Genomic DNA, 18,855 nt, shown 5'->3' on the forward strand with positions numbered 1-18,855 from the left:
CCACCCCACCCCAAAGATCAGGAAGGGCGTCCCCGATTACCGGGGCACGGGTGAATTTTCCCTCACCCGGAAAAGCCTGCCATTCCCCATGGCGGGCTTTTCTTTTTCCGGATGATGCCCTATCTGCGGGTCATGACAGACAAGACTTTGCATATCGTCGGCGGCGGAATGGCCGGATCGGAAGCGGCCTGGCAGGCCTCGCATATGGGTGTAGACGTGGTTTTGCACGAAATGCGCCCACAGGTGGAAACCTTCGCCCACCAAACCGGCGATTTCGCCGAGATGGTGTGCTCGAACTCCTTCCGCTCGGATGATGACGAACAGAACGCCGTGGGCCTTTTGCATTGGGAGATGCGCCAGGCGGACGGGTTGATCATGACCACCGCCGATCAGCACCGCCTGCCCGCTGGCGGCGCGCTTGCCGTGGACCGCGAAGCGTTCAGCGCTACCGTCACCGAAAAGCTGCGCGGCCGCGACAACATCCGCGTGGAATATGGCGAGATCTCGGAGCTGCCGACAGACGGCAACTGGATTTTCGCAACCGGCCCCCTGACCTCGCCCGCGCTTGGCGAGGCAATCGCCCGCGAAACCGGCGCTGAACGTCTGGCCTTTTTCGACGCCATCGCCCCCATCGTCTATGCCGACACGATCAATATGGACGTGGCCTGGGCCCAGTCGCGCTATGACAAGGGCGAGACCGAGGAAGAGCGCAAAGCCTATCTGAATTGCCCAATGACCAAGGAGCAGTACGAGGCTTTCATCGACGCACTTCTCGCCGCTGAAAAGACTGAGTTCCACGAGGGCGAAACCGCCACCTATTTCGACGGCTGCCTGCCGATCGAGGTGATGGCCGAACGTGGTCGCGAAACCCTGCGCTTTGGTCCAATGAAGCCGGTGGGTTTAACCAACGCCCATGACCCTGAAAACAAGCCCTATGCCGTTGTGCAGCTGCGCCGCGACAACGCACTTGGCACGCTGTTCAACATCGTGGGCTTCCAGACCAAGATGAAATACGGCGCGCAGGCTGAGGTGTTCAAGATGATCCCCGGCCTAGAGGACGCCTCTTTCGCGCGTCTGGGTGGCATCCACCGTAACACCTTCATGAACTCGCCCACGCTTCTGGACAACCAGATGCGCCTGAAATCTCGCCCGAACCTGCGTTTCGCGGGTCAGGTGACAGGGGTTGAGGGCTATGTGGAAAGCGCCGCCATGGGGCTGCTGGCTGGCCGTCTGGCTGCTGCGGAAATTCTGGGGCTCGACCTACCCACCGTACCGCAAGACACCGCGATGGGCGCACTTATCCACCACATCACCGGCGGGGCTGAAGCGAAAACCTTCCAGCCGATGAACGTGAATTTCGGCCTCTTCCGGCCGGTTGACGGGCTGAAAGGCGGACGTCGCGGGCGAAAGGATCGCTACAAAGCCTATACCGACCGCGCCAAAGTGGAATGGTCGGATTGGCTGACGAACTTCTCATGACGGCTGCGCGCAAATGACTGACTTCATAACCAGATTTGCGCCCAGCCCCACTGGCCCACTGCATCTTGGCCACGCTTATTCTGCGTTACTGGCACATGACATGGCGCGTTCTGTTGGGGGCCAATTCCTGCTGCGGATCGAAGATATCGATCGTACCCGTTCCCGCCCAAACTGGGAAGAGCAGATCTATGACGATCTGAAATGGCTCGGCATCACGTGGGACGACACGCCCATGCGCCAGTCGGACCGGCTGTCAGACTACGAGAAAGCGCTCCACATCCTCTGGGACCGTGGCTTACTCTACCCCTGCACCTGCACCCGTCGCGATATCGCCTTCGCTGCCAGCGCCCCTCAAGAAGGCGCTGAACCCGCCTATGGCCCTGACGGATTAATCTACCCGGGGACTTGCCGCACAAAGACCGACCGCCGCACGGCCTTCCCCGAGCACCAAGCCCTTCGCTTGGACATGCAAAAGGCGCTCGACGCAGTCGACCAGTCCGAATTCTGCTACACCGAGCAATCGTCGGTAAAAGACGAGACCCTCTGCACCCCTGCCCTAAATATGGTGGATGGGGTCGGAGACATCGTCCTCTCGCGCCGCGATTTCCTTGGCTCCTACCACCTGTCCGTTGTTCTGGACGACGCCGCTCAAGGCATCTCCCATGTGGTGCGCGGCAAAGACATCCAGCCCGCCACACACATCCACGTGCTGCTGCAACGCCTCTTGGGGCTACCCACACCAATCTATCACCACCATCGCCTAATCCGCGATGAAGGCGGCAAGCGCCTCGCCAAACGGGACGACGCCCGCGCCATCGCGACTTACCGTGCGGAAGGTAAAACTCCCGACGACATCCGTCGCATGGTGGGCCTGTAAACCCACATTTTCTTGCCAAAAATATCCTGCGGGGGTCCGGGGGTGCAAAACCCCCGGCGTGACATTACGCCATCGGCGCCATCAGCTCGACCTCTTCCCCATCTCGCACGGCGGTATAGAAACACGTCCGGCGATTGGTGTGGCACGCGGCACCCGTCTGGCGGATCAGCACCAGAAGACAATCCTTGTCGCAATCAAACCGGAAATCTACCAGTTCTTGCACATGGCCCGAGGTCTCGCCCTTGATCCAGAACGACTGGCGCGAGCGCGACCAATAGGTGACGCGGCGCGTCTCGAGCGTCTTCTCGACCGCCTCACGGTTCATCCACGCCATCATCAAAACCTCACCGGTTTCTTCATCTTGCGCGATGGCCGGGATCAGGCCCTTGTCGTCAAACTTCAGCTGGCTCACATCAAATGTCATGGCCTGTCCTTTTCTTTCCGGTACTGCGCTTCTATGTAGAGCGTAAGAACGCCCGACGAAAGGCCCGGACATGAGCGATACTGACCTGATCAAGCTTTATTCCAAGCAGATCCTGTCCTTGGCAGCCGCGATCCCGCATCAGGCCCCGTTGGAGGCGCCACAGGGCGAGGCCAAAACCCGCTCGCCGCTGTGTGGATCGACCGTGACAGCAGCGCTGACACTCGACGGGGATCACATTTCGGACTACTCGCAAAACGTTAAAGCCTGCGCCCTAGGCCAGGCGTCCGCGTCGATCCTTGGAAAAGTCATCATCGGATTGGATCGCCCCACTTTGGAACGTGGCCGCGACGAACTCGCGGCGATGCTGAAAGACGCTGGCCCCGTCCCCACGGCCCCCTTCGATGGCTATGAAGTGCTGCAGCCCGCGCGTGAGTTTAAAAACCGCCACGCCTCGATCCTGTTGGCCTTCAATGCCGCCATCGAGGCCTTCGACAACGCCAAAGCCAACGCATAAAAAAAACGCCGCGCTCCTGGCAGGGAGGCGGCGGAAGTGATGCGGTTCAGGTCATCCAAATAGCGTCGGGAAGAGGCAAACATTCCGACAGGCAGGTGACGGGCGGTACTCCGTCGAAGGCATCGTGAAGGCTTCGGGACAGAAGGCTTCGTTGGGACATGATGCTGGATCAGACCATCCGCAGGCAGAAACTGGTTGGGATCAGATCATCCCGGGCAGATGCAACGCACCCAAAAGCAGCACAAGCAAGGAAATCGCCCCAAGCGTGTCCGAGACAATCGTGGTCGAGGACCGGGACAATGCGATTTTGACATCGTTCAACATGGGGTTACTCCTGCTCTCTGTCTTCTGGGCAGTGTGTGTCACTGCATCCGTGTTGCTATTTTGTTCGCATATCGAAGACCGTTCTGTAAAGAACTTTTTAAGAACATTTGTGAACTTTTGAGAACAAAAGCGCTAACCCACTGAAATCAAACGGATCGCTTCGTCCTGTCGCATGAGCCACAGAAGAACACGGGCAGCGTGCCCCCGCGGCGAACTCAGATCCGGGTCCTGCTGAAGCAACAAACGCGCGTCTTTTTGCGCCACGGCCATCAGTCCCGCTTGATGTTCCAAATCCGCGACCCAGAAGCGCGGCAGGCCGGATTGCGCCGTGCCCAGCACATCCCCCGCCCCGCGCATTTCCAGATCTGCCTCGGAAATTACGAACCCGTCTTCGGTGTCTCGCATCACCGACAGACGTTTCTCACCGCCCTCGGTCAGCGGCGCTTGATACATCAACAAACAGGTCGAGGCCGCCTGCCCGCGCCCAACGCGTCCGCGCAACTGGTGCAGCTGCGCCAGTCCAAAATGCTCCGCCCGTTCAATCACCATGATCGAGGCATTGGGCACGTCCACGCCCACCTCAATGACTGTGGTGGCCACCAGCAGCTTGGTCTTACCAGCCACGAAATCCGCCATCGCGGCGTCTTTCTCGGTGACTGCCATCTGACCGTGCACCATACCGACGACACCTTCACCCAAGGCGGCACGCAGATGTTTGAACCGTTCCTCGGCCGCGGTCATGTCCATGACCTCGCTTTCCTCGACCAGCGGGCACACCCAATAGGCCTGCGCACCTTCGGCAATCGCGCTGCGCAGCCGTTCAACCACTTCCTCAAGCCGACCAGTGTTGATCAGCACCGTTTTGATGGGTTTGCGGCCTGGAGGTTTCTCGTCCAGCACCGAGACATCCATGTCGCCATACTGCGCCAGCGCCAAGCTGCGCGGGATCGGCGTGGCGGTCATCACCAGCACATCCGACGCCGTGCCTTTCGCACCCAACTCCATCCGTTGGGCCACACCGAACCGGTGTTGTTCATCCACGACGGCAAGACGAAGGTCCTGAAACTCCACATCTTTTTGGAACACCGCGTGGGTGCCGACCAGAATGTGGATATCACCAGCCTTGAGCGCCTCAAGCTTGCGCCGCCGTTCCGCGCCCTTGTCACGCCCCGTCAGGATCTCAACCACGACACCGGCTTCCTCGGCCAGTGGGCGCAACCCTTCCAAGTGCTGACGGGCCAGGATTTCTGTGGGGGCCATCATCACGCCCTGCCCGCCCGCTTCGACAGCGATCAGCAACGACAACAGCGCGACCAGCGTCTTGCCTGCGCCCACATCGCCTTGCAGCAAACGATTCATCCGGGTACCGGCCGCCATGTCGGCGGCGATCTCCTCGACCGCGCGGGATTGAGCGCCGGTGGGGGTATAGGGCAGCGCAGCCAGTACTTTGTCGCGCAGCGCGCCGGTGCCGATGCTGACCCGCCCTTTGCCGCGCCGCACGGTCGCGCGGGCCAATGCGAGCGTCAGTTGATGCGCGAAGAACTCGTCATAGGCCAGCCGACGCCGCGCAGGGGATTGCGGAGACAGATCGTCCGGGCCTTCGGGTGTATGGGCCGCGCGTAACGCCTCGTGCCAGTCCGGCCAGTGCTCGCGCTCTTTCAAGGCGGGATCGACCCATTCCTGCAGCATCGGCAGACGGGTCAGAATATCGCCCACGCCCTTGATCACTGTTTTGCCAGTGACACCCGCAGTCAGGCGATAAACCGGTTCGAAATCAGGGATCAGCCCGACCTCGCCCGGCGGCAGGATGAAATCTGGATGCACGATCTGCGCACGCCCGTCGAAGTGCTCAACCTTGCCCGAGATCACACGTTTCGCACCCACTGGTAGCTGCTGCTCAAGCCAGCGTGTATTGGCGTGGAAAAACACCAGCTCAAACGTCGTAAGAGGGTCCGAGACCTCGACCCGATAGGGCGCATTCTTCGACCGTCCGGGGCGATGCGGACCGACTTCAACCTCGACCGTGGCCATGTCGCCCGGCTGAACCTCGGTGACCGAGGCGCGGAATTTACGGTCGATCCCTGCATGGGGCAGCCAGAACAGCAGGTCGCGCGGCAGAGTTATCCCAAGCGTTTCCAGAGACTTGGCAGTCTTCGGCCCGATCCCACCCAGCGTTTCCAGCTTGGCGAACAGAGGGAACAGGATTTCGGGCCGGGTGGACATCAGGCGTCTCCGATCAGCTCAAGCCAGCCGTCCTCATCGATGGTTTCAACACCCAGATCGGCGGCTTTCTTGGCCTTCGATCCCGCGCCCGGACCGGCTACCAGCAAATCCGTCTTGCCCGAGACCGAACCCGAGACCTTCGCGCCCAGAGATTCCGCGCGAGCCTTGGCCTCTGCCCGGGTCATCTTTTCGAGCGTGCCGGTGAAGACGACAACCTTGCCCGCGACGGGGCTGCCTTCGGTTTTCGGCGCTTCGACGGGTTGCACGTCCAATTCCGCCACCAAGCGGTCGATCGAGGCCCGTTCACGGTCCTGCGCGAAGGCCGCGACCAGCGACCCGGCCATCACAGCGCCGACACCGTCGATAGACACCAGATCGTCCCATTCCGGCGTGCCTGGCGTGGCGGCGGTCACAGCGGTCTCGAACGCCTCCCACGTGCCATAATGGCGCGCTAGAAGGTTTCCCGCGCTTTCGCCAACGTGGCGAATACCAAGCGCAAAAATCACTTTATTCAAAGGTATTGCGCGACGTTCTTCAATCGCTTGAAACAGGTTTTCGGCGCTTTTCTCGCCCCAACCATCGCGGTTTTTCAGCCGCGCCAATTGCCCCGCATCGCGGGATCTCAGCGTGAAAATATCAGCGGGTTCGCGGATTGGCAGGAATTCGTCGTGATAGAACATCTCGACCTGTTTGGCCCCCAAACCGTCAATGTCAAACGCCCCGCGCGAGACGAAATGCTTCAGTTTTTCAACGGCCTGCGCGGGACAGATGATGCCGCCTGTGCAGCGACGCACCGCATCGCCCTCGTCCCGGATCGCATCTGATCCACATTCCGGGCAGGCATCAGGAAATTCAAAGACCGCTGCACCCTCGGGCCGTTTCGACAGATCCACGTCCGAGATCTTGGGGATCACGTCCCCGGCGCGGTAAACTTCGACCCAGTCACCGACGCGAATGTCCTTGCCGCCCCGGATCTCGGCCCCGGTATTGTCGCGCCCGGCAATATAGTCCTCGTTGTGCAGCGTGGCGTTGGACACAACGACCCCGCCCACAGTCACCGGATGCAGCCGCGCGACCGGAGACAGCGCGCCGGTGCGTCCGACCTGAATATCGATGGCTTCCAACCGCGTCCACGCCTTTTCCGCCGGGAACTTGTGCGCAATCGCCCATCGCGGCGTGGTCGAACGGAAGCCAAGTCGCGCCTGAAGCGCCAGATCGTCCACCTTATAGACCACTCCGTCAATGTCATAGCCCAGCGTGGCGCGCTGTGCTTCGATGCTGCGATAATGGGCCAGAAGGTCTTGAAGATCGGTAAATTTCTGGGTCAGCGGGTTGGTCTGGAACCCAAGTGCTGCCAGACGTTCGACCGCACCCATTTGGGTTTCGGCCAACGGCGCCGACAGCGCGCCCCATGCATAGGCAAAGAAACGCAGCGGACGATCCGCGGTGATCGAGGCATCCAACTGGCGCAATGAGCCTGCAGCCGCGTTGCGCGGGTTTGCGAAACTCTTACCGCCGCGCGCCGTGTAGCGGGCGTTCAGGTCCGCGAAATCCTCGTGGGACATATAGACTTCGCCCCGCACCTCCAGCACCTCGGGAGCACCTTCAAGAACCTGCGGTATATCTTTGATTGTAAGTGCATTTTCCGTGACGTTCTCGCCCACCGATCCGTCCCCACGGGTCACGGCATGGACCAGCTTTCCATGCACATAGCGGATCGACAGCGACAGCCCGTCAATCTTCGGCTCTGCGGTCAAAGCCAGCGGCGCATCGGCAGAAAGCCCAAGAAACGAACGGATGCGCCCCTCGAACTCCGAAACATCCTCGTCGCTGAACGCGTTGCCCAAGGACAGCATCCGAACCTCATGCGCGATTTTGCCGAATCCGTCCGAGGGCGCGGTCCCCACCTGATCCGAGGCGCTGTCGGCGTGTTTCAGCTGCGGAAAACGCGCCTCGATCTCGGCATTTCGGCGTTTTGCGGCATCGTATTCCGCGTCCGAGATCTCGGGCGCGTCCTTGCCGTGATAGGCCAGATTGGCAGCGGCCAGAAGCGCGGCCAACCGGGCAAGTTCGTCTTTCGCCTGGGCTTCGGTCAGGTCATTTACGGCGATCGGGCTGGGCGCGGTCATCGGGGGTCGGCTACTTTCTGAATGGGTCACTTAGGAAAGTGATATGCGGTTCCGTCACAGCGCGTCCACCCCCAACCCGCGCAGCGCACGCCTAAGCCCCTGAAAATCCCGGCTTCACAAGATACTGAACAGAGCAAATTGACGTTACGGCTATTGCCGATTTCACCCCGAGCACATAAGTTTCGCGCAAGAAGATACGGGAACCCACCTTCATGCACGATCAGGACGACCATCACAGGCGCAAGTGGCGCCCCTTTACCGGCCTGCGCAACAACTTCCTTGCGGGCCTTGTGGTCGTGGTTCCCATTGCCATCACCATCTGGCTGATTTGGACCTTCGTGGGCTGGATCGACAGCTGGGTTCTGCCGTTTGTACCCGCCGCCTATCAACCGGATGCCCTGATTGACTGGCTGTTTGGCGACAGCACTTGGTTCAAGATGCTGTTTGGCGAGGATGTCCGCGTCAACGTGCGTGGTCTTGGCGTGGTGGTGTTCCTGATTTTCACCGTACTGGTGGGCTGGATCACCAAGGGTCTGATTGGTCGATCATTCCTGTCCTGGGGCGAAGGGATCGTGGACCGCATGCCGGTCGTACGCTCGCTTTACAACGGTCTGAAGCAGATCGCCGAAACCGTGTTCAGCCAGTCGACCGACACCAAGTTCGACAAGGCCTGTTTGGTAGAATACCCCCGCAAAGGGATCTGGGCGATTGCCTTTATCTCGACCAAAGCCAAAGGCGAGGTCGACATGCGCATTCCGGTGGCCGAGGACATCATCTCGGTCTTTCTGCCGACGACGCCGAACCCGACCTCGGGCTTCTTGCTGTTCGTCCCACGCCATTCGGTGATCGAATTGGACATGACGGTCGAAGATGCAGCGAAGCTGGTGATCTCGGCCGGGCTGGTCTATCCGAACGCGAAAGATCCAAGCCAACCGACGGCGGAAGCCGACGACGCATGAGCATCGCGCCTGCCCTGACCGGATTTGCCACCGGGTTTTCCCTGATCCTTGCGATTGGAGCGCAGAACGCATTTGTGCTGCGGCAAGGATTGATGAAGCAGCATGTTTTTGGGCTGTGCCTGTTCTGTGCGGCGTCGGACGCGTTCTTGATTGCCGCAGGCATCGCCGGATTTGGCGCTTTGGTCGAGGCGATGCCGTCCCTACCCACTATCATGGCACTGGCCGGGGCCGCTTTTCTGATCGTCTACGGGTTGATGCGCTTCACGGCAGCGTGGAAAGGCAACTACGCGATGGAGATCGCAGGCAAATCGCGTGGACTGTGGGCCACTCTGGCAATCGCGGCGGCTTTCACCTGGGCCAACCCCCATGTCTATCTGGACACGCTGGGCCTGATCGGTGCGATCTCGACGTCGTATCCCGACTGGCCCACCCGGATCACCTTTGGTGCGGGCGCAGTGATCTCTAGCTTCGTGTTTTTCTTTTCGCTGGGCTACGGCGCACGGTTCTTGGCCCCCGTCATGCAAAAACCCGCCTCGTGGCGGGTTCTCGACGTGATCATTGGTGTGGTGATGTGGGCCATTGCGGCGAAGCTATTGCTAGGCGTCCTGAACGGCACGCTGCACTAACCAAACATCTCTTCCAGATCGACGGTGCTGCAGGTGTTCAGGTCGCTGCGATGCGCGGCAAGGAAAGCTTTGGCGGCCTGACGCCCGGCTTCTTTCAACCGTGACAACATCACGGCGGTTGGGATCAGTTTGGTCGCGATGGACAGGTCCCGCATCAAGGCGTCATCCGCAATCATATGCACCAGCACGTCCCGCATCTGGTCCGAGGACATCTGCCCCTCGGCAATCAGGCGTTTTACAAAGCTGATCGCCCGCAACTCGCGCAGAAGCGACGAGTTAAAGCTAATCTCGTTGATGCGGTTCTGGATGTCCTGCCCGGTGGTGGGCACGTCCGGCCGGAACAGTGGGTTGATATTCACCACGACCACATCGGCAGGCAGCGCGCGGTCAAACAGCGGAAACAGCGCCGGGTTGCCGGTATAACCGCCATCCCAATAGGCCTCGACCGTGCCTGTTTTTGGATCCTCCAACTCGACCGCTTGGAACAGCGTTGGCAGGCAAGCCGACGCAAGGATCGCCTCGGTCGAGATCTCGTCGCCCTGAAACACTCGGATCTTACCGGTCCGCACATTGGTGGCCGAGACATGCAGCTTGGGACCGGTATCGGCGCAGACCTGTTCGAAGTCGAACGCCTCCACCACCGATTTCAGCGGGTTCGCATAAAACGGACCATAGGCGTAAGGGCTGACCACGCGGCTGGCCATGTCGGCCCACGCGAAAACCGGCGTCGCTTCCAACGCTTGGCTGATCAGGTCACTGTGCGGGGCGAACTGGGCAAACCATGTGGTCAGGCGCAGGTCATTGACCCCCGCCAGACGATGCCACAGCGCATCCAGAGACGCCCGTGCCGCGTCGCGGTCATTGCCTTTGCCATCCGCGACCAACCCCGCCTTTACGGCAGCGCCGTTCAAGGCCCCCGCCGACGTGCCCGAGATTGCGGCGATCTCGATCCCTTCATCTTCCAGAAGGCAATCCAGCACGCCCCACGTGAAGGCACCATGCGCGCCTCCACCCTGCAGGGCCAGATTGATCCGCTTGGGCGAGGCCATGTTTACAGAGCCGTCCAGCCACCATCGACCGAGATCGTCGTGCCGGTGATCTGCGCTGCAGCGTCCGAGCACAGGAAGGTGGCAGTGCCGCCCATCTGCTCGACGGTAGCGAAATCCTTGGACGGCTGACGGGCCAGCATCACCTCGCGCACCACCTGATCGCGGTCCATGCCGTGGGTTTTCATCTGATCCGGGATCTGGCTTTCGACCAGCGGGGTCAGCACATAGCCGGGGCAGATCGCGTTTGCCGTGATCGGATCCTCGGCGGTTTCCAGCGCCACAGTCTTGGTCAGCCCGACCACGCCGTGCTTCGCGGCGATATAGGCGGATTTATAGGGTGACGCGGTCAGACCATGCGCCGAGGCGATGTTGATTACCCGGCCCCAGCCATTGGCGCGCATCATTGGCACGGCAGCAGCAGTGGTGTGGAAGGCTGAGCTGAGATTGATCGCGATGATCGCGTTCCACTTGTCGATGGAGAAGTCCTCGACCGGGGCAACGTGCTGAATGCCGGCGTTGTTCACCAGGATATCGCAGCGCCCGGCCTTGTCGATCAGGGCGCGGCAAGCCTCGGCGTCGGACATGTCCGCCTGAATATAGCGCGCGGTTACGCCGAATTCTTGGGCGATCTCAGCGGCAATGGCGTGGTCTTCAGGCGAATCGGTGAACGAGTTCAGCACAACATCTGCACCGGCACGCGCCAGTTCCTTGGCGACCCCAAGGCCGATGCCCGAGTTCGATCCGGTGATGACGGCTGTTTTGCCTTCCAGTGACATGGTGATGGCCATATTGGGGCTCCTTATCCACAAGCATAAATCTGTTGCGGTGCAGCATAACGCAAGGATTCCAAGGCACCAGTGCTTTCACGCGGGGAAAGTTACCTTTGGAATCACCCGATTCTTCATCGGGTTCACAACGCGCTTTGCGCGATCACGTCATCCCGGATTCGCCATAAAAAAAACGCCCGCACAAGGCGGGCGTAAAGTTATTGAGGCAGGTTTCATACAGGCAAGAAACCTATCGAGCAGTGCATTCTTTATAAGCGGTTAGGCGCCTTTATCCAAGCTAAAAGTTTGAAAAGGCGGATTTCCACCTCTAGTGTTTCCCCAGATAAATCAGGGACGTGAAGGATTGTTTCGCAATGAGAACTAATATGACCCAGAAGCTTCGCGGGATGATCGCAACAGGCGTTGTGACGCTGTCGACGGTGCTGGCCGCACAAGCCGAACCGCAGCATGGCATCGCGATGTATGGCGACCCCGCCCTGCCCGCTGATTTCACCGCCCTGCCCCATGTAAACCCCGACGCGCCCAAAGGGGGCCGCATCGTGTTCGCCGAGGCTGGCAGCTTTGACAGCCTGCATCCCTACATCCGCAAAGGCAGCACGCCGTGGCAGTTGCGTTTCATGCTGGCCGAAAGCCTGATGGGCCGCAGCTATGACGAGCCCTTCACGCTTTATGGCCTGCTGGCCGAGACCATCGAGACCGACGACGCCCGCACTTGGGTCGAGTTCACGCTGCGCGAAGAGGCCGCGTTCTCGGACGGCACCCCCGTCACCGTGGACGACGTGATGTGGTCCTACGAGACGCTGGGCACCAAGGGGCACCCGCGCTATCACGGGGCGTGGAACAAGATTGAAACGATGGAGCAAACTGGCCCGCGCTCGATCAAGTTCACCTTCAACACCGAAGACCGCGAATTACCCCTGATCTTGGGCATGCGCCCGATCTTGCAGAAAGCCCAGTGGGAGGCCGCGAATTTTGACGAGTCCGGCGTGGACGTTCTGCCCATCACCTCGGGGCCTTACATGATTGGCGATTTCGAGCCCGGTCGCTATCTGACCCTGAAACGGAACCCCAATTACTGGGGCAAGGACGTGCCCTTTATGAAAGGTCAGGCCAATCTGGATGAAATCCGCTTTGACTATTACGGCGATGGCGGCGTGACGTTTGAAGCCTTCAAGGCCGGCGAAGCCAACACCCACCGCGAAACCAACGCGCATAAATGGGCCACGCAGTTCAACTTCCCGGCAGTTGAATCGGGCGACATCGTTCTGTCCGACATCCCGCATCAGCGCCCGACCGGCATCAAGGGCTATGTGATGAACACCCGCCGCCCGGCGTTCCAAGACATCCGCGTACGGGATGCCATGATCCATGCGTTCAACTTCGAATTCATCAACCAGACGATCCACGGCAACACGAAACGCCGCATCCAGTCCTATTTCCACAACTCGGTTCTGGGCATGGCCCCCGGTGAAGAGGCCCAAGGCCAGGTGCGTGCGCTGCTGGATGGGCTGGCGGGTAACATCCCCCCCGGCGCGATCGAGGGCTACAGCCTGCCTGTGTCGGACGGCTCCGAACGCAACCGCGCGGGCATCCGCGCCGCGATGGGCCTGATGGAAGAAGCGGGCTGGACCGTGCAAGATGGCGTGATGAAGAACGCAGCAGGCGATCCCTTCACCTTCGAGATCCTTCTGAAGTCCGGTGCCGATGAAAACCGGCAAGAGATCGAGATATTCTCGGCCGCGCTGTCGCGATTGGGCATTACGCCGACGATCACCTCGGTCGATAGTGCGCAGTATAAAGAACGCACCACCGCGTTTGATTTTGACATGGCCTATTACTGGCGCGGTCTGTCGCTGTCTCCGGGCAATGAACAGAAGCTTTACTGGGGTGGCGAGAGCGCCGACACCGAAGGCTCACGCAACTGGATGGGTGTGAAAAACCCGGCCATCGACGCGCTGATCGACGCCATGCTGACGGCCGAGGATCAGGACGGCTTCCGCGCCGCCGTAAAGGCCTTGGACCGCGTCCTGACCGCCAGCCGTTTCGTCATTCCGCTGGGCTATAGCGAACTGTCGCATGTCGCCCACGCCAAGGAACTGCACTTCCCCGAGCGCATCCCGATGTATGGCGACTATCTGGGCTTCCAGCCAGAAATCTGGTGGTACGAGGATTAAGCTTGAACTGACTTCGGGCGGCGGCTAGGCATCGCGCAACGCGATCATCTGCCGCCCGGAGGTCTCATGGGTATTTTCGAACGCTTTCTGTCCGTCTGGGTCGCCTTGTGCATCATTGCGGGCGTATTACTGGGCAACTTGATGCCCAGCCTTTTCCAAACCATCGCAGCGCTTGAGATTTCCAAGGTGAACCTTGTGGTCGCCGTGCTGATCTGGGTGATGATCTATCCGATGATGGTGCAGGTCGATTTCGCGTCGATCAAGGATATCGGTCGCCGCCCCAAGGGGCTGGTGCTGACGCTGGTGATCAACTGGCTGATCAAACCCTTCACCATGGCAGCCCTTGGCTGGCTGTTCTTCCGGGTGATCTTTGCCGGTCTGGTCGAGCCTGAAACCGCCAATGAATATATCGCGGGCATGATCCTGTTGGGCGTGGCGCCCTGCACGGCGATGGTCTTTGTCTGGAGCCAACTGACCAAGGGCGATCCGGCCTATACACTGGTGCAGGTCAGCGTGAATGACGTGATCATGATCTTCGCCTTCGCCCCCATTGCCGCCTTCCTTCTGGGCATCTCGGACGTCACTGTCCCGTGGGAGACGCTGCTGCTGTCCGTCATCCTGTATGTTGTTCTGCCGCTCGCGGCTGGCATCGTGACCCGCGCGCGCTTGATCAAAGCAGGCCCCGCCGCACTGGACGCTTTCCTTGCCCGTCTGAAGCCGTGGTCCGTGGTGGGCCTGCTGGCGACCGTCGTTCTGCTGTTTGGTTTTCAAGCGCAGACCATTCTGGCGAAACCGCTGGCCATCGTGCTGATCGCCGTGCCGCTGCTAATCCAGACCTATGGGATCTTCGCCATCGCCTATGGCGCCGCGAAGGCAATGAAGCTGCCGCATAACATCGCGGCACCCGCCTGCATGATCGGCACGTCAAATTTCTTTGAACTGGCGGTGGCCGTGGCAATCTCGCTCTTCGGCCTGAACTCGGGCGCGGCTTTGGCCACGGTGGTCGGTGTGTTGGTCGAAGTACCCGTCATGCTGTCGCTGGTGGCAATCGCCAACCGCACCCGCCATTGGTTCCCAAGCAGCTAACCCTTAGGTCAGCGAGGTCACCCACAGGATCATCGCATCCTCTTCGCTGACCGAAATCACGTTGTGCCCCATCGAGGCATCGTAATAGGCGCTGTCACCACGCCGCATCTCGACCGGCTCGTAGAACTCGGTGATCAGGTGGATCGCGCCGGTCAGGACATAGAGGAACTCCTCGCCGTCATGACGGACCCAGCCGTCAAACTCATCAAAAGACCGGGCGCGGACACGGGCGCGATAAGGTAGCATGGCCTTCTTCGTCAACGCCCCCGCCAGCATCTCGTGCTCGTAGGTGGTGGTGGGGTGCGACGCCCCCTCGCCCGATTTTGTCACCGCCATCCGGCCCGACACCTGCGCCGATTTCGGCGCGGTGAACAGCTGTGGCACCGAAATCTCAAGCCCCACTGCCAGCTTTTTCAGCGCCTCATAGGTGGGCGACATCTGACCGTTCTCGATCTTCGACAGAGTCGAGCGTGCAAGGCCCGCCTGCCCCGCCGCTTGCTCTAACGTCCAGCCGCGCGACTTGCGCAGCTCGCGCACACGTTCGCCCAAGTTCAACGGATTGGGGTCGGGCAAGTCTTCCCCGGTTTCGCGGGCAAGCTTGATCAGGCTGGGTTGGTCGGCTTTGGTCATACCCCTTCCATACAGACAATCTGCGCTGATGCAACCACGTGGCTTGCATCCGTGGCCATCCCTTGGCAAATCAGAACGATGATCTCGGAACTCACGCCCTCCTCCCCGCTTGCCCCCGCCCCAACGCCCTTCAACATGGCGGAATACGTGCTGCAACACGCGGATCGACTAGGCGACAAGGTGGCGTTGAGGATCGTCTCGGCGGGGACTGAAGGTGCCGCGACATGGACCTATGCTCAGCTGGAACGCGCTGTGCGCGGTGTTGCGACGGGTCTTCTGAACCATGGGCTTCAGCCCGGAGATCGCGTGCTGCTGCGCCTTGGCAATACGGTCGACTTCCCGCTGGGCTTTCTGGGCGCCATCGCCGCAGGGCTGGTGCCGATCCCCAGCTCGTCTCAGCTGACCCAATCCGAGATCACGCGCATGGCCGATCTGGTCTCACCAGCGCTGATCATCGCAGATCCCGGCATCGCCCTACCCGCGCCTGCGCCCTGCAAGGTTATCGATACAGAGACCCTGCATAGTTTCGCCGACCTGCCCCCGGCCCCCTATCACCAAGGCAGCCCCGAGCGCCCCGCCTATATCATCTTCACCTCGGGCACCTCGGGCCAAGCGCGCGCCGTGCTGCATGCCCACCGCGCGATCTGGGCGCGACAGATGATGTGGGATGGCTGGTACGGGATCACCGAAGGTGACCGCGTGATGCATGCCGGCGCGTTTAACTGGACTTATACGCTGGGAACTGGGCTGATGGATCCGTGGTCCGTCGGCGCCACCGCGCTGATCCCGGCGGCAGGCAGTACGCCGGACGACCTGTCCACGCTGCTCAGCCGCAAGAACGTCACAATCTTCGCCGCCGCCCCCGGTGTGTATCGCCAAATGCTGAAAAACGACCTGCCTGCGCTTCCCAACCTGCGCCATGGACTGTCGGCGGGCGAGAAACTGCCCGATGTCACCCGCGCCCGGTGGGAGGAGCAGTCAGACACCCCCATTCACGAAGCCTTTGGCATGTCTGAATGCTCCACCTTCATCTCGGGATCGCCCGCACGGCCCTCGCCGGACGGCGCGCTGGGCTTTGGGCAGGCGGGGCGGCACTTGGCCGTCCTAGGCGCAGACGGCGCACCGGTTCCCTTGGGCACCGCAGGTACCCTTGCCATCCACCGCAGAGACCCCGGATTGATGCTGGAATACCTGAACGCGCCCGAGGCTACTGCCGCGAAGTTTCAGGGCGACTGGTTCCTGACCGGTGACAGCGCCTCGATGTCCGAAACTGGCGCCTTCACCTATGAAGGCCGCTCGGACGACATCATGAACGCGGGCGGCTATCGCGTCTCGCCGATCGAGGTCGAAGCCGTCATGGCCCAGCATCCCGGCATCAGCGAGGCTGCTTGCGTTGAAGTTTCCGTGAAGGCGGATGCATCTGTGATCGGGTGTTTCTATATCCCCACCGAAGCCCCCCTTTCTGACGACGAGCTGTCCCGACATGCCCATGCCCTTTTGGCCCATTACAAATGCCCGCGCCTGTTCCGGCCGGTCGACAGCCTGCCGCGATCCACAAATAACAAGCTGTCGCGCGCCACTTTACGCCTGTTGGTTGACCAGACCGACAAAGATATCACCTGACCTCTTCCCAAACCTATCAATCCCAGATAGAGCTAACCGCTATAGGAGTATCATATGATCCGTCTGGACATTTTCTCTGATCCGATCTGCCCATGGTGCTACATCGGAAAAGCGAGATTAGATTTTGCATTGGAAAGCCGCCCTGATCACCCGTTTCAGGTGCAGTGGCATCCCTTCCAGCTGAACCCGGAAATGCCGCCCGAAGGCATGGATCGACGCACCTATCTGGAAACCAAGTTTGGTGGTCAGGAAAAGGCCGTGAAAGCCTATATGCCAGTGATCGAAGAAGCCGCCGCTTCTGGGGTCGAGATCAATCTGGAAGCCATCAAGCGCACGCCAAACACGATGAACGCGCATCGCGTAATCCATTGGGCGGGTCTTGAGGGCAAACAAAACGCGGTGGTCGACCGCCTGTTCCGCGCCTATTTCGTCGAAGGACGTGATCTTGGCGACAATGAAGTCCTATGCGACATCGCCGCCAGCGCCGGAATGGATGGCGAGATGGTCGCCCGTCTACTGGCGTCGTCAGCGGATGCAAGCGACCTTCTGGCCCGCGACATGGATGCACGCCATAAAGGGGTGAACTCGGTCCCGACCTTCCTAATCGCAAACCAGCACGTGGTGCCCGGGGCGCAACCGATCAAACTATGGCAGCAAGTGATTGACGACATCATGGCGCAACTGGACGCTGCCGATGTTCAAAGTGGGACGCCCATTCAGTGAGGCTGATGGCCAACCCTCCAGTCGAGCCATTGCGCTTGCGGGAATACGTGCTGTTGATGGCAGCTCTGTTTTCGATGGTGGCGTTCTCGATCGACTCGATCCTGCCCGCGCTGCCCGAGATCGCCTCCCTACTGGTGCCAGACGACGTCAACCGCGCGCAGCTTTTGATCAGCTCATTCGTGATTGGCGCGGGTGCTGGGCAGTTGATCTTTGGCCCCTTGTCTGACGCGATCGGACGACGTTGTTCGCTGGCGCTGGGCATGTTGTTGTACATGTTCGCAGCCTTCGCGGCCCTCTGGGCGCAATCGCTTGAGGCGCTTCTGTTCTGGCGTTTCATCCAAGGTCTGGGCGCCGCTGGCCCGCGCACCTGTGCTATGGCGATGACCCGAGACCTTTACGAAGGGCGCCAGATGGCGCGCGTCAACTCGATGGCCTTCACCTTCTTTGTCCTCGTCCCGGCCGTTGCTCCCCTGATCGGCCAATGGATCGTTCTGGGCTTTGGCTGGCGGCACATGTTCACCACATATATCGTGGTGGCCATCGCCATTCTGACCTGGTTCCTTCTGCGCCAACCCGAAACGCTGGCACCTGAACGCCGCCGCCCACTATCCCCCAGACCGACACTGGAAGCCTTTGTAATCGTTATGAAAAGCCGGGTCACGCTGCTCTATATGGGCGTGATTACATTTGCCTTTGCCCAGTTGATCGCCTTCATCAGTTCTGCCCAGCAGATCTTTGTCGACGTGCTTGGGGCGGGTACGAAATGGCCGGTCTATTTCGCGCTGATCACGGTGTTTTCGGCGGCCTCCGGCCTTTTGAACGCGCGGCTGGTGATGCGGATTGGGATGCGCCGCTTGGCGCAAGCGGGCTTTGCCACGCAGACGGTTCTGGCAGGTCTGACCCTGACCTTCTGGTGCATGTACGAGCCGCAAGGGCATAGCGCGCTGGCCATCTTCTGCCTCTGGGCCACCACCCTGTTCTTCCTGAACGGGCTGAGCTTTGGCAACCTGAACGCGCTGGCGATCCAACCGCTTGGCCATGTCGCCGGAACCGCGAGCGCGATCATCGGCGCGCTTCCGACCGTGGCGGCAATGGCGATTGCCGCGCCCATTGGGTTGGCTTTCAACGGCACGCCCCTGCCCCTGATGACCGGTGTCACGATCTGTTCGGGCCTTGCGCTGGCGCTGATGCAGTTTGATCGCAAGAACGACCACTAAAACTAAAAAA

At 60.6% G+C, this 18,855-nt stretch carries 17 protein-coding genes; 10 read left to right on the top strand and 7 right to left on the bottom strand.

Features of this window, described 5'->3' with window-relative positions; genetic code table 11:
- The first annotated feature begins 132 nt into the window (after positions 1-132).
- On the top strand, positions 133-1,479 hold the full coding sequence (trmFO, locus tag EOL43_RS11250; protein WP_133488577.1) for a methylenetetrahydrofolate--tRNA-(uracil(54)-C(5))-methyltransferase (FADH(2)-oxidizing) TrmFO: 1,347 nt from the start codon (positions 133-135) through the stop codon (positions 1,477-1,479).
- A gap of 13 nt (positions 1,480-1,492) precedes the next feature.
- Positions 1,493-2,356, top strand: coding sequence for a tRNA glutamyl-Q(34) synthetase GluQRS (gene gluQRS / locus EOL43_RS11255; RefSeq protein WP_133488579.1), 864 nt, complete (start codon positions 1,493-1,495; stop codon positions 2,354-2,356).
- 64 nt (positions 2,357-2,420) lie between these two features.
- On the opposite strand, the gene hisI is transcribed toward gluQRS, so the two are convergent.
- Positions 2,421-2,780 (bottom strand): phosphoribosyl-AMP cyclohydrolase, encoded by a 360-nt coding sequence (gene hisI, locus EOL43_RS11260; protein WP_133488581.1) that lies wholly within the window; start codon positions 2,778-2,780, stop codon positions 2,421-2,423.
- Between the two features lie 70 nt (positions 2,781-2,850).
- Between hisI and EOL43_RS11265 the strand changes: the two genes are divergently transcribed.
- On the top strand, positions 2,851-3,294 hold the full coding sequence (locus EOL43_RS11265) for an iron-sulfur cluster assembly scaffold protein (protein ID WP_133488584.1): 444 nt from the start codon (positions 2,851-2,853) through the stop codon (positions 3,292-3,294).
- 201 nt (positions 3,295-3,495) lie between these two features.
- Here EOL43_RS11265 and EOL43_RS15575 read toward each other — a convergent pair whose 3' ends face one another.
- The 3 genes from EOL43_RS15575 to ligA form a co-directional block, all read right to left on the bottom strand.
- Complete coding sequence (locus EOL43_RS15575; RefSeq protein WP_255464714.1) at positions 3,496-3,618, bottom strand: hypothetical protein; 123 nt, start codon at positions 3,616-3,618, stop codon at positions 3,496-3,498.
- A gap of 132 nt (positions 3,619-3,750) precedes the next feature.
- Entirely contained in the window at positions 3,751-5,841 is a 2,091-nt protein-coding gene (gene recG, locus EOL43_RS11270; protein ID WP_133488585.1) for an ATP-dependent DNA helicase RecG, read from the bottom strand.
- The gene (gene ligA / locus EOL43_RS11275; protein WP_133488586.1) at positions 5,841-7,970 is read right to left on the bottom strand and encodes an NAD-dependent DNA ligase LigA; all 2,130 of its coding nucleotides are present in this window, start codon (positions 7,968-7,970) and stop codon (positions 5,841-5,843) included. Before ligA ends, recG begins: the two co-directional genes overlap by 1 nt.
- 212 nt (positions 7,971-8,182) lie before the next feature.
- Here ligA and EOL43_RS11280 point away from each other — a divergent pair, with 212 nt between their 5' ends.
- On the top strand, positions 8,183-8,929 hold the full coding sequence (locus EOL43_RS11280; protein WP_133488588.1) for a DUF502 domain-containing protein: 747 nt from the start codon (positions 8,183-8,185) through the stop codon (positions 8,927-8,929).
- Complete coding sequence (locus EOL43_RS11285) at positions 8,926-9,555, top strand: LysE/ArgO family amino acid transporter (protein WP_133488589.1); 630 nt, start codon at positions 8,926-8,928, stop codon at positions 9,553-9,555. The genes EOL43_RS11280 and EOL43_RS11285 overlap by 4 nt, the downstream gene beginning before the upstream one ends.
- Here the strand turns inward: EOL43_RS11285 and EOL43_RS11290 are convergent.
- Positions 9,552-10,604, bottom strand: a complete 1,053-nt coding sequence (locus tag EOL43_RS11290; RefSeq protein ID WP_133488591.1) for a patatin-like phospholipase family protein — start codon at positions 10,602-10,604, stop codon at positions 9,552-9,554. The genes EOL43_RS11285 and EOL43_RS11290 overlap by 4 nt on opposite strands.
- 2 nt (positions 10,605-10,606) lie before the next feature.
- Complete coding sequence (locus tag EOL43_RS11295) at positions 10,607-11,380, bottom strand: 3-hydroxybutyrate dehydrogenase (RefSeq protein WP_133488867.1); 774 nt, start codon at positions 11,378-11,380, stop codon at positions 10,607-10,609.
- Between the two features lie 377 nt (positions 11,381-11,757).
- Between EOL43_RS11295 and EOL43_RS11300 the strand changes: the two genes are divergently transcribed.
- Together EOL43_RS11300 and arsB are read left to right on the top strand one after the other, a co-directional pair.
- A complete protein-coding gene (locus EOL43_RS11300) occupies positions 11,758-13,566 on the top strand; it encodes an extracellular solute-binding protein (protein ID WP_420867515.1) in 1,809 nt (602 codons plus the stop codon).
- 66 nt (positions 13,567-13,632) lie between these two features.
- Positions 13,633-14,652, top strand: coding sequence for an ACR3 family arsenite efflux transporter (arsB, locus tag EOL43_RS11305; protein ID WP_133488595.1), 1,020 nt, complete (start codon positions 13,633-13,635; stop codon positions 14,650-14,652).
- Between the two features lie 3 nt (positions 14,653-14,655).
- Here arsB and EOL43_RS11310 read toward each other — a convergent pair whose 3' ends face one another.
- Positions 14,656-15,282: a helix-turn-helix domain-containing protein gene (locus EOL43_RS11310; RefSeq protein ID WP_133488597.1), complete on the bottom strand. Its 627-nt coding sequence runs from the start codon at positions 15,280-15,282 to the stop codon at positions 14,656-14,658.
- Between the two features lie 78 nt (positions 15,283-15,360).
- On the opposite strand from EOL43_RS11310, the gene EOL43_RS11315 reads away from it, so the two are divergent.
- From EOL43_RS11315 to EOL43_RS11325, 3 genes are read left to right on the top strand one after another with little or no spacing between them, the layout of a single operon-like run.
- On the top strand, positions 15,361-16,905 hold the full coding sequence (locus EOL43_RS11315) for a class I adenylate-forming enzyme family protein (RefSeq protein ID WP_133488599.1): 1,545 nt from the start codon (positions 15,361-15,363) through the stop codon (positions 16,903-16,905).
- 54 nt (positions 16,906-16,959) lie between these two features.
- The gene (locus EOL43_RS11320; protein WP_133488601.1) at positions 16,960-17,628 is read left to right on the top strand and encodes a DsbA family oxidoreductase; all 669 of its coding nucleotides are present in this window, start codon (positions 16,960-16,962) and stop codon (positions 17,626-17,628) included.
- Between the two features lie 5 nt (positions 17,629-17,633).
- Positions 17,634-18,845: a multidrug effflux MFS transporter gene (locus EOL43_RS11325; RefSeq protein ID WP_133488603.1), complete on the top strand. Its 1,212-nt coding sequence runs from the start codon at positions 17,634-17,636 to the stop codon at positions 18,843-18,845.
- Positions 18,846-18,855: the final 10 nt, after the last annotated feature.

The sequence above is a fragment of the Aliiroseovarius marinus genome, from assembly GCF_004360145.1.
Taxonomy (GTDB): Bacteria; Pseudomonadota; Alphaproteobacteria; order Rhodobacterales; family Rhodobacteraceae; genus Aliiroseovarius; species Aliiroseovarius marinus.

Excerpts from the sequence above, each read along its gene's own strand:
- trmFO (WP_133488577.1), top strand. The coding sequence starts at position 133 with ATGACAGACAAGACTTTGCATATCGTCGGCGGCGGAATGGCCGGATCG.
- gluQRS (WP_133488579.1), top strand. The coding sequence starts at position 1,493 with ATGACTGACTTCATAACCAGATTTGCGCCCAGCCCCACTGGCCCACTG.
- hisI (WP_133488581.1), bottom strand. The coding sequence starts at position 2,780 with ATGACATTTGATGTGAGCCAGCTGAAGTTTGACGACAAGGGCCTGATC.
- EOL43_RS11265 (WP_133488584.1), top strand. The coding sequence starts at position 2,851 with ATGAGCGATACTGACCTGATCAAGCTTTATTCCAAGCAGATCCTGTCC.
- EOL43_RS15575 (WP_255464714.1), bottom strand. The coding sequence starts at position 3,618 with ATGTTGAACGATGTCAAAATCGCATTGTCCCGGTCCTCGACCACGATT.
- recG (WP_133488585.1), bottom strand. The coding sequence starts at position 5,841 with ATGTCCACCCGGCCCGAAATCCTGTTCCCTCTGTTCGCCAAGCTGGAA.
- ligA (WP_133488586.1), bottom strand. The coding sequence starts at position 7,970 with ATGACCGCGCCCAGCCCGATCGCCGTAAATGACCTGACCGAAGCCCAG.
- EOL43_RS11280 (WP_133488588.1), top strand. The coding sequence starts at position 8,183 with ATGCACGATCAGGACGACCATCACAGGCGCAAGTGGCGCCCCTTTACC.
- EOL43_RS11285 (WP_133488589.1), top strand. The coding sequence starts at position 8,926 with ATGAGCATCGCGCCTGCCCTGACCGGATTTGCCACCGGGTTTTCCCTG.
- EOL43_RS11290 (WP_133488591.1), bottom strand. The coding sequence starts at position 10,604 with ATGGCCTCGCCCAAGCGGATCAATCTGGCCCTGCAGGGTGGAGGCGCG.
- EOL43_RS11295 (WP_133488867.1), bottom strand. The coding sequence starts at position 11,380 with ATGTCACTGGAAGGCAAAACAGCCGTCATCACCGGATCGAACTCGGGC.
- EOL43_RS11300 (WP_420867515.1), top strand. The coding sequence starts at position 11,758 with ATGACCCAGAAGCTTCGCGGGATGATCGCAACAGGCGTTGTGACGCTG.
- arsB (WP_133488595.1), top strand. The coding sequence starts at position 13,633 with ATGGGTATTTTCGAACGCTTTCTGTCCGTCTGGGTCGCCTTGTGCATC.
- EOL43_RS11310 (WP_133488597.1), bottom strand. The coding sequence starts at position 15,282 with ATGACCAAAGCCGACCAACCCAGCCTGATCAAGCTTGCCCGCGAAACC.
- EOL43_RS11315 (WP_133488599.1), top strand. The coding sequence starts at position 15,361 with ATGATCTCGGAACTCACGCCCTCCTCCCCGCTTGCCCCCGCCCCAACG.
- EOL43_RS11320 (WP_133488601.1), top strand. The coding sequence starts at position 16,960 with ATGATCCGTCTGGACATTTTCTCTGATCCGATCTGCCCATGGTGCTAC.
- EOL43_RS11325 (WP_133488603.1), top strand. The coding sequence starts at position 17,634 with ATGGCCAACCCTCCAGTCGAGCCATTGCGCTTGCGGGAATACGTGCTG.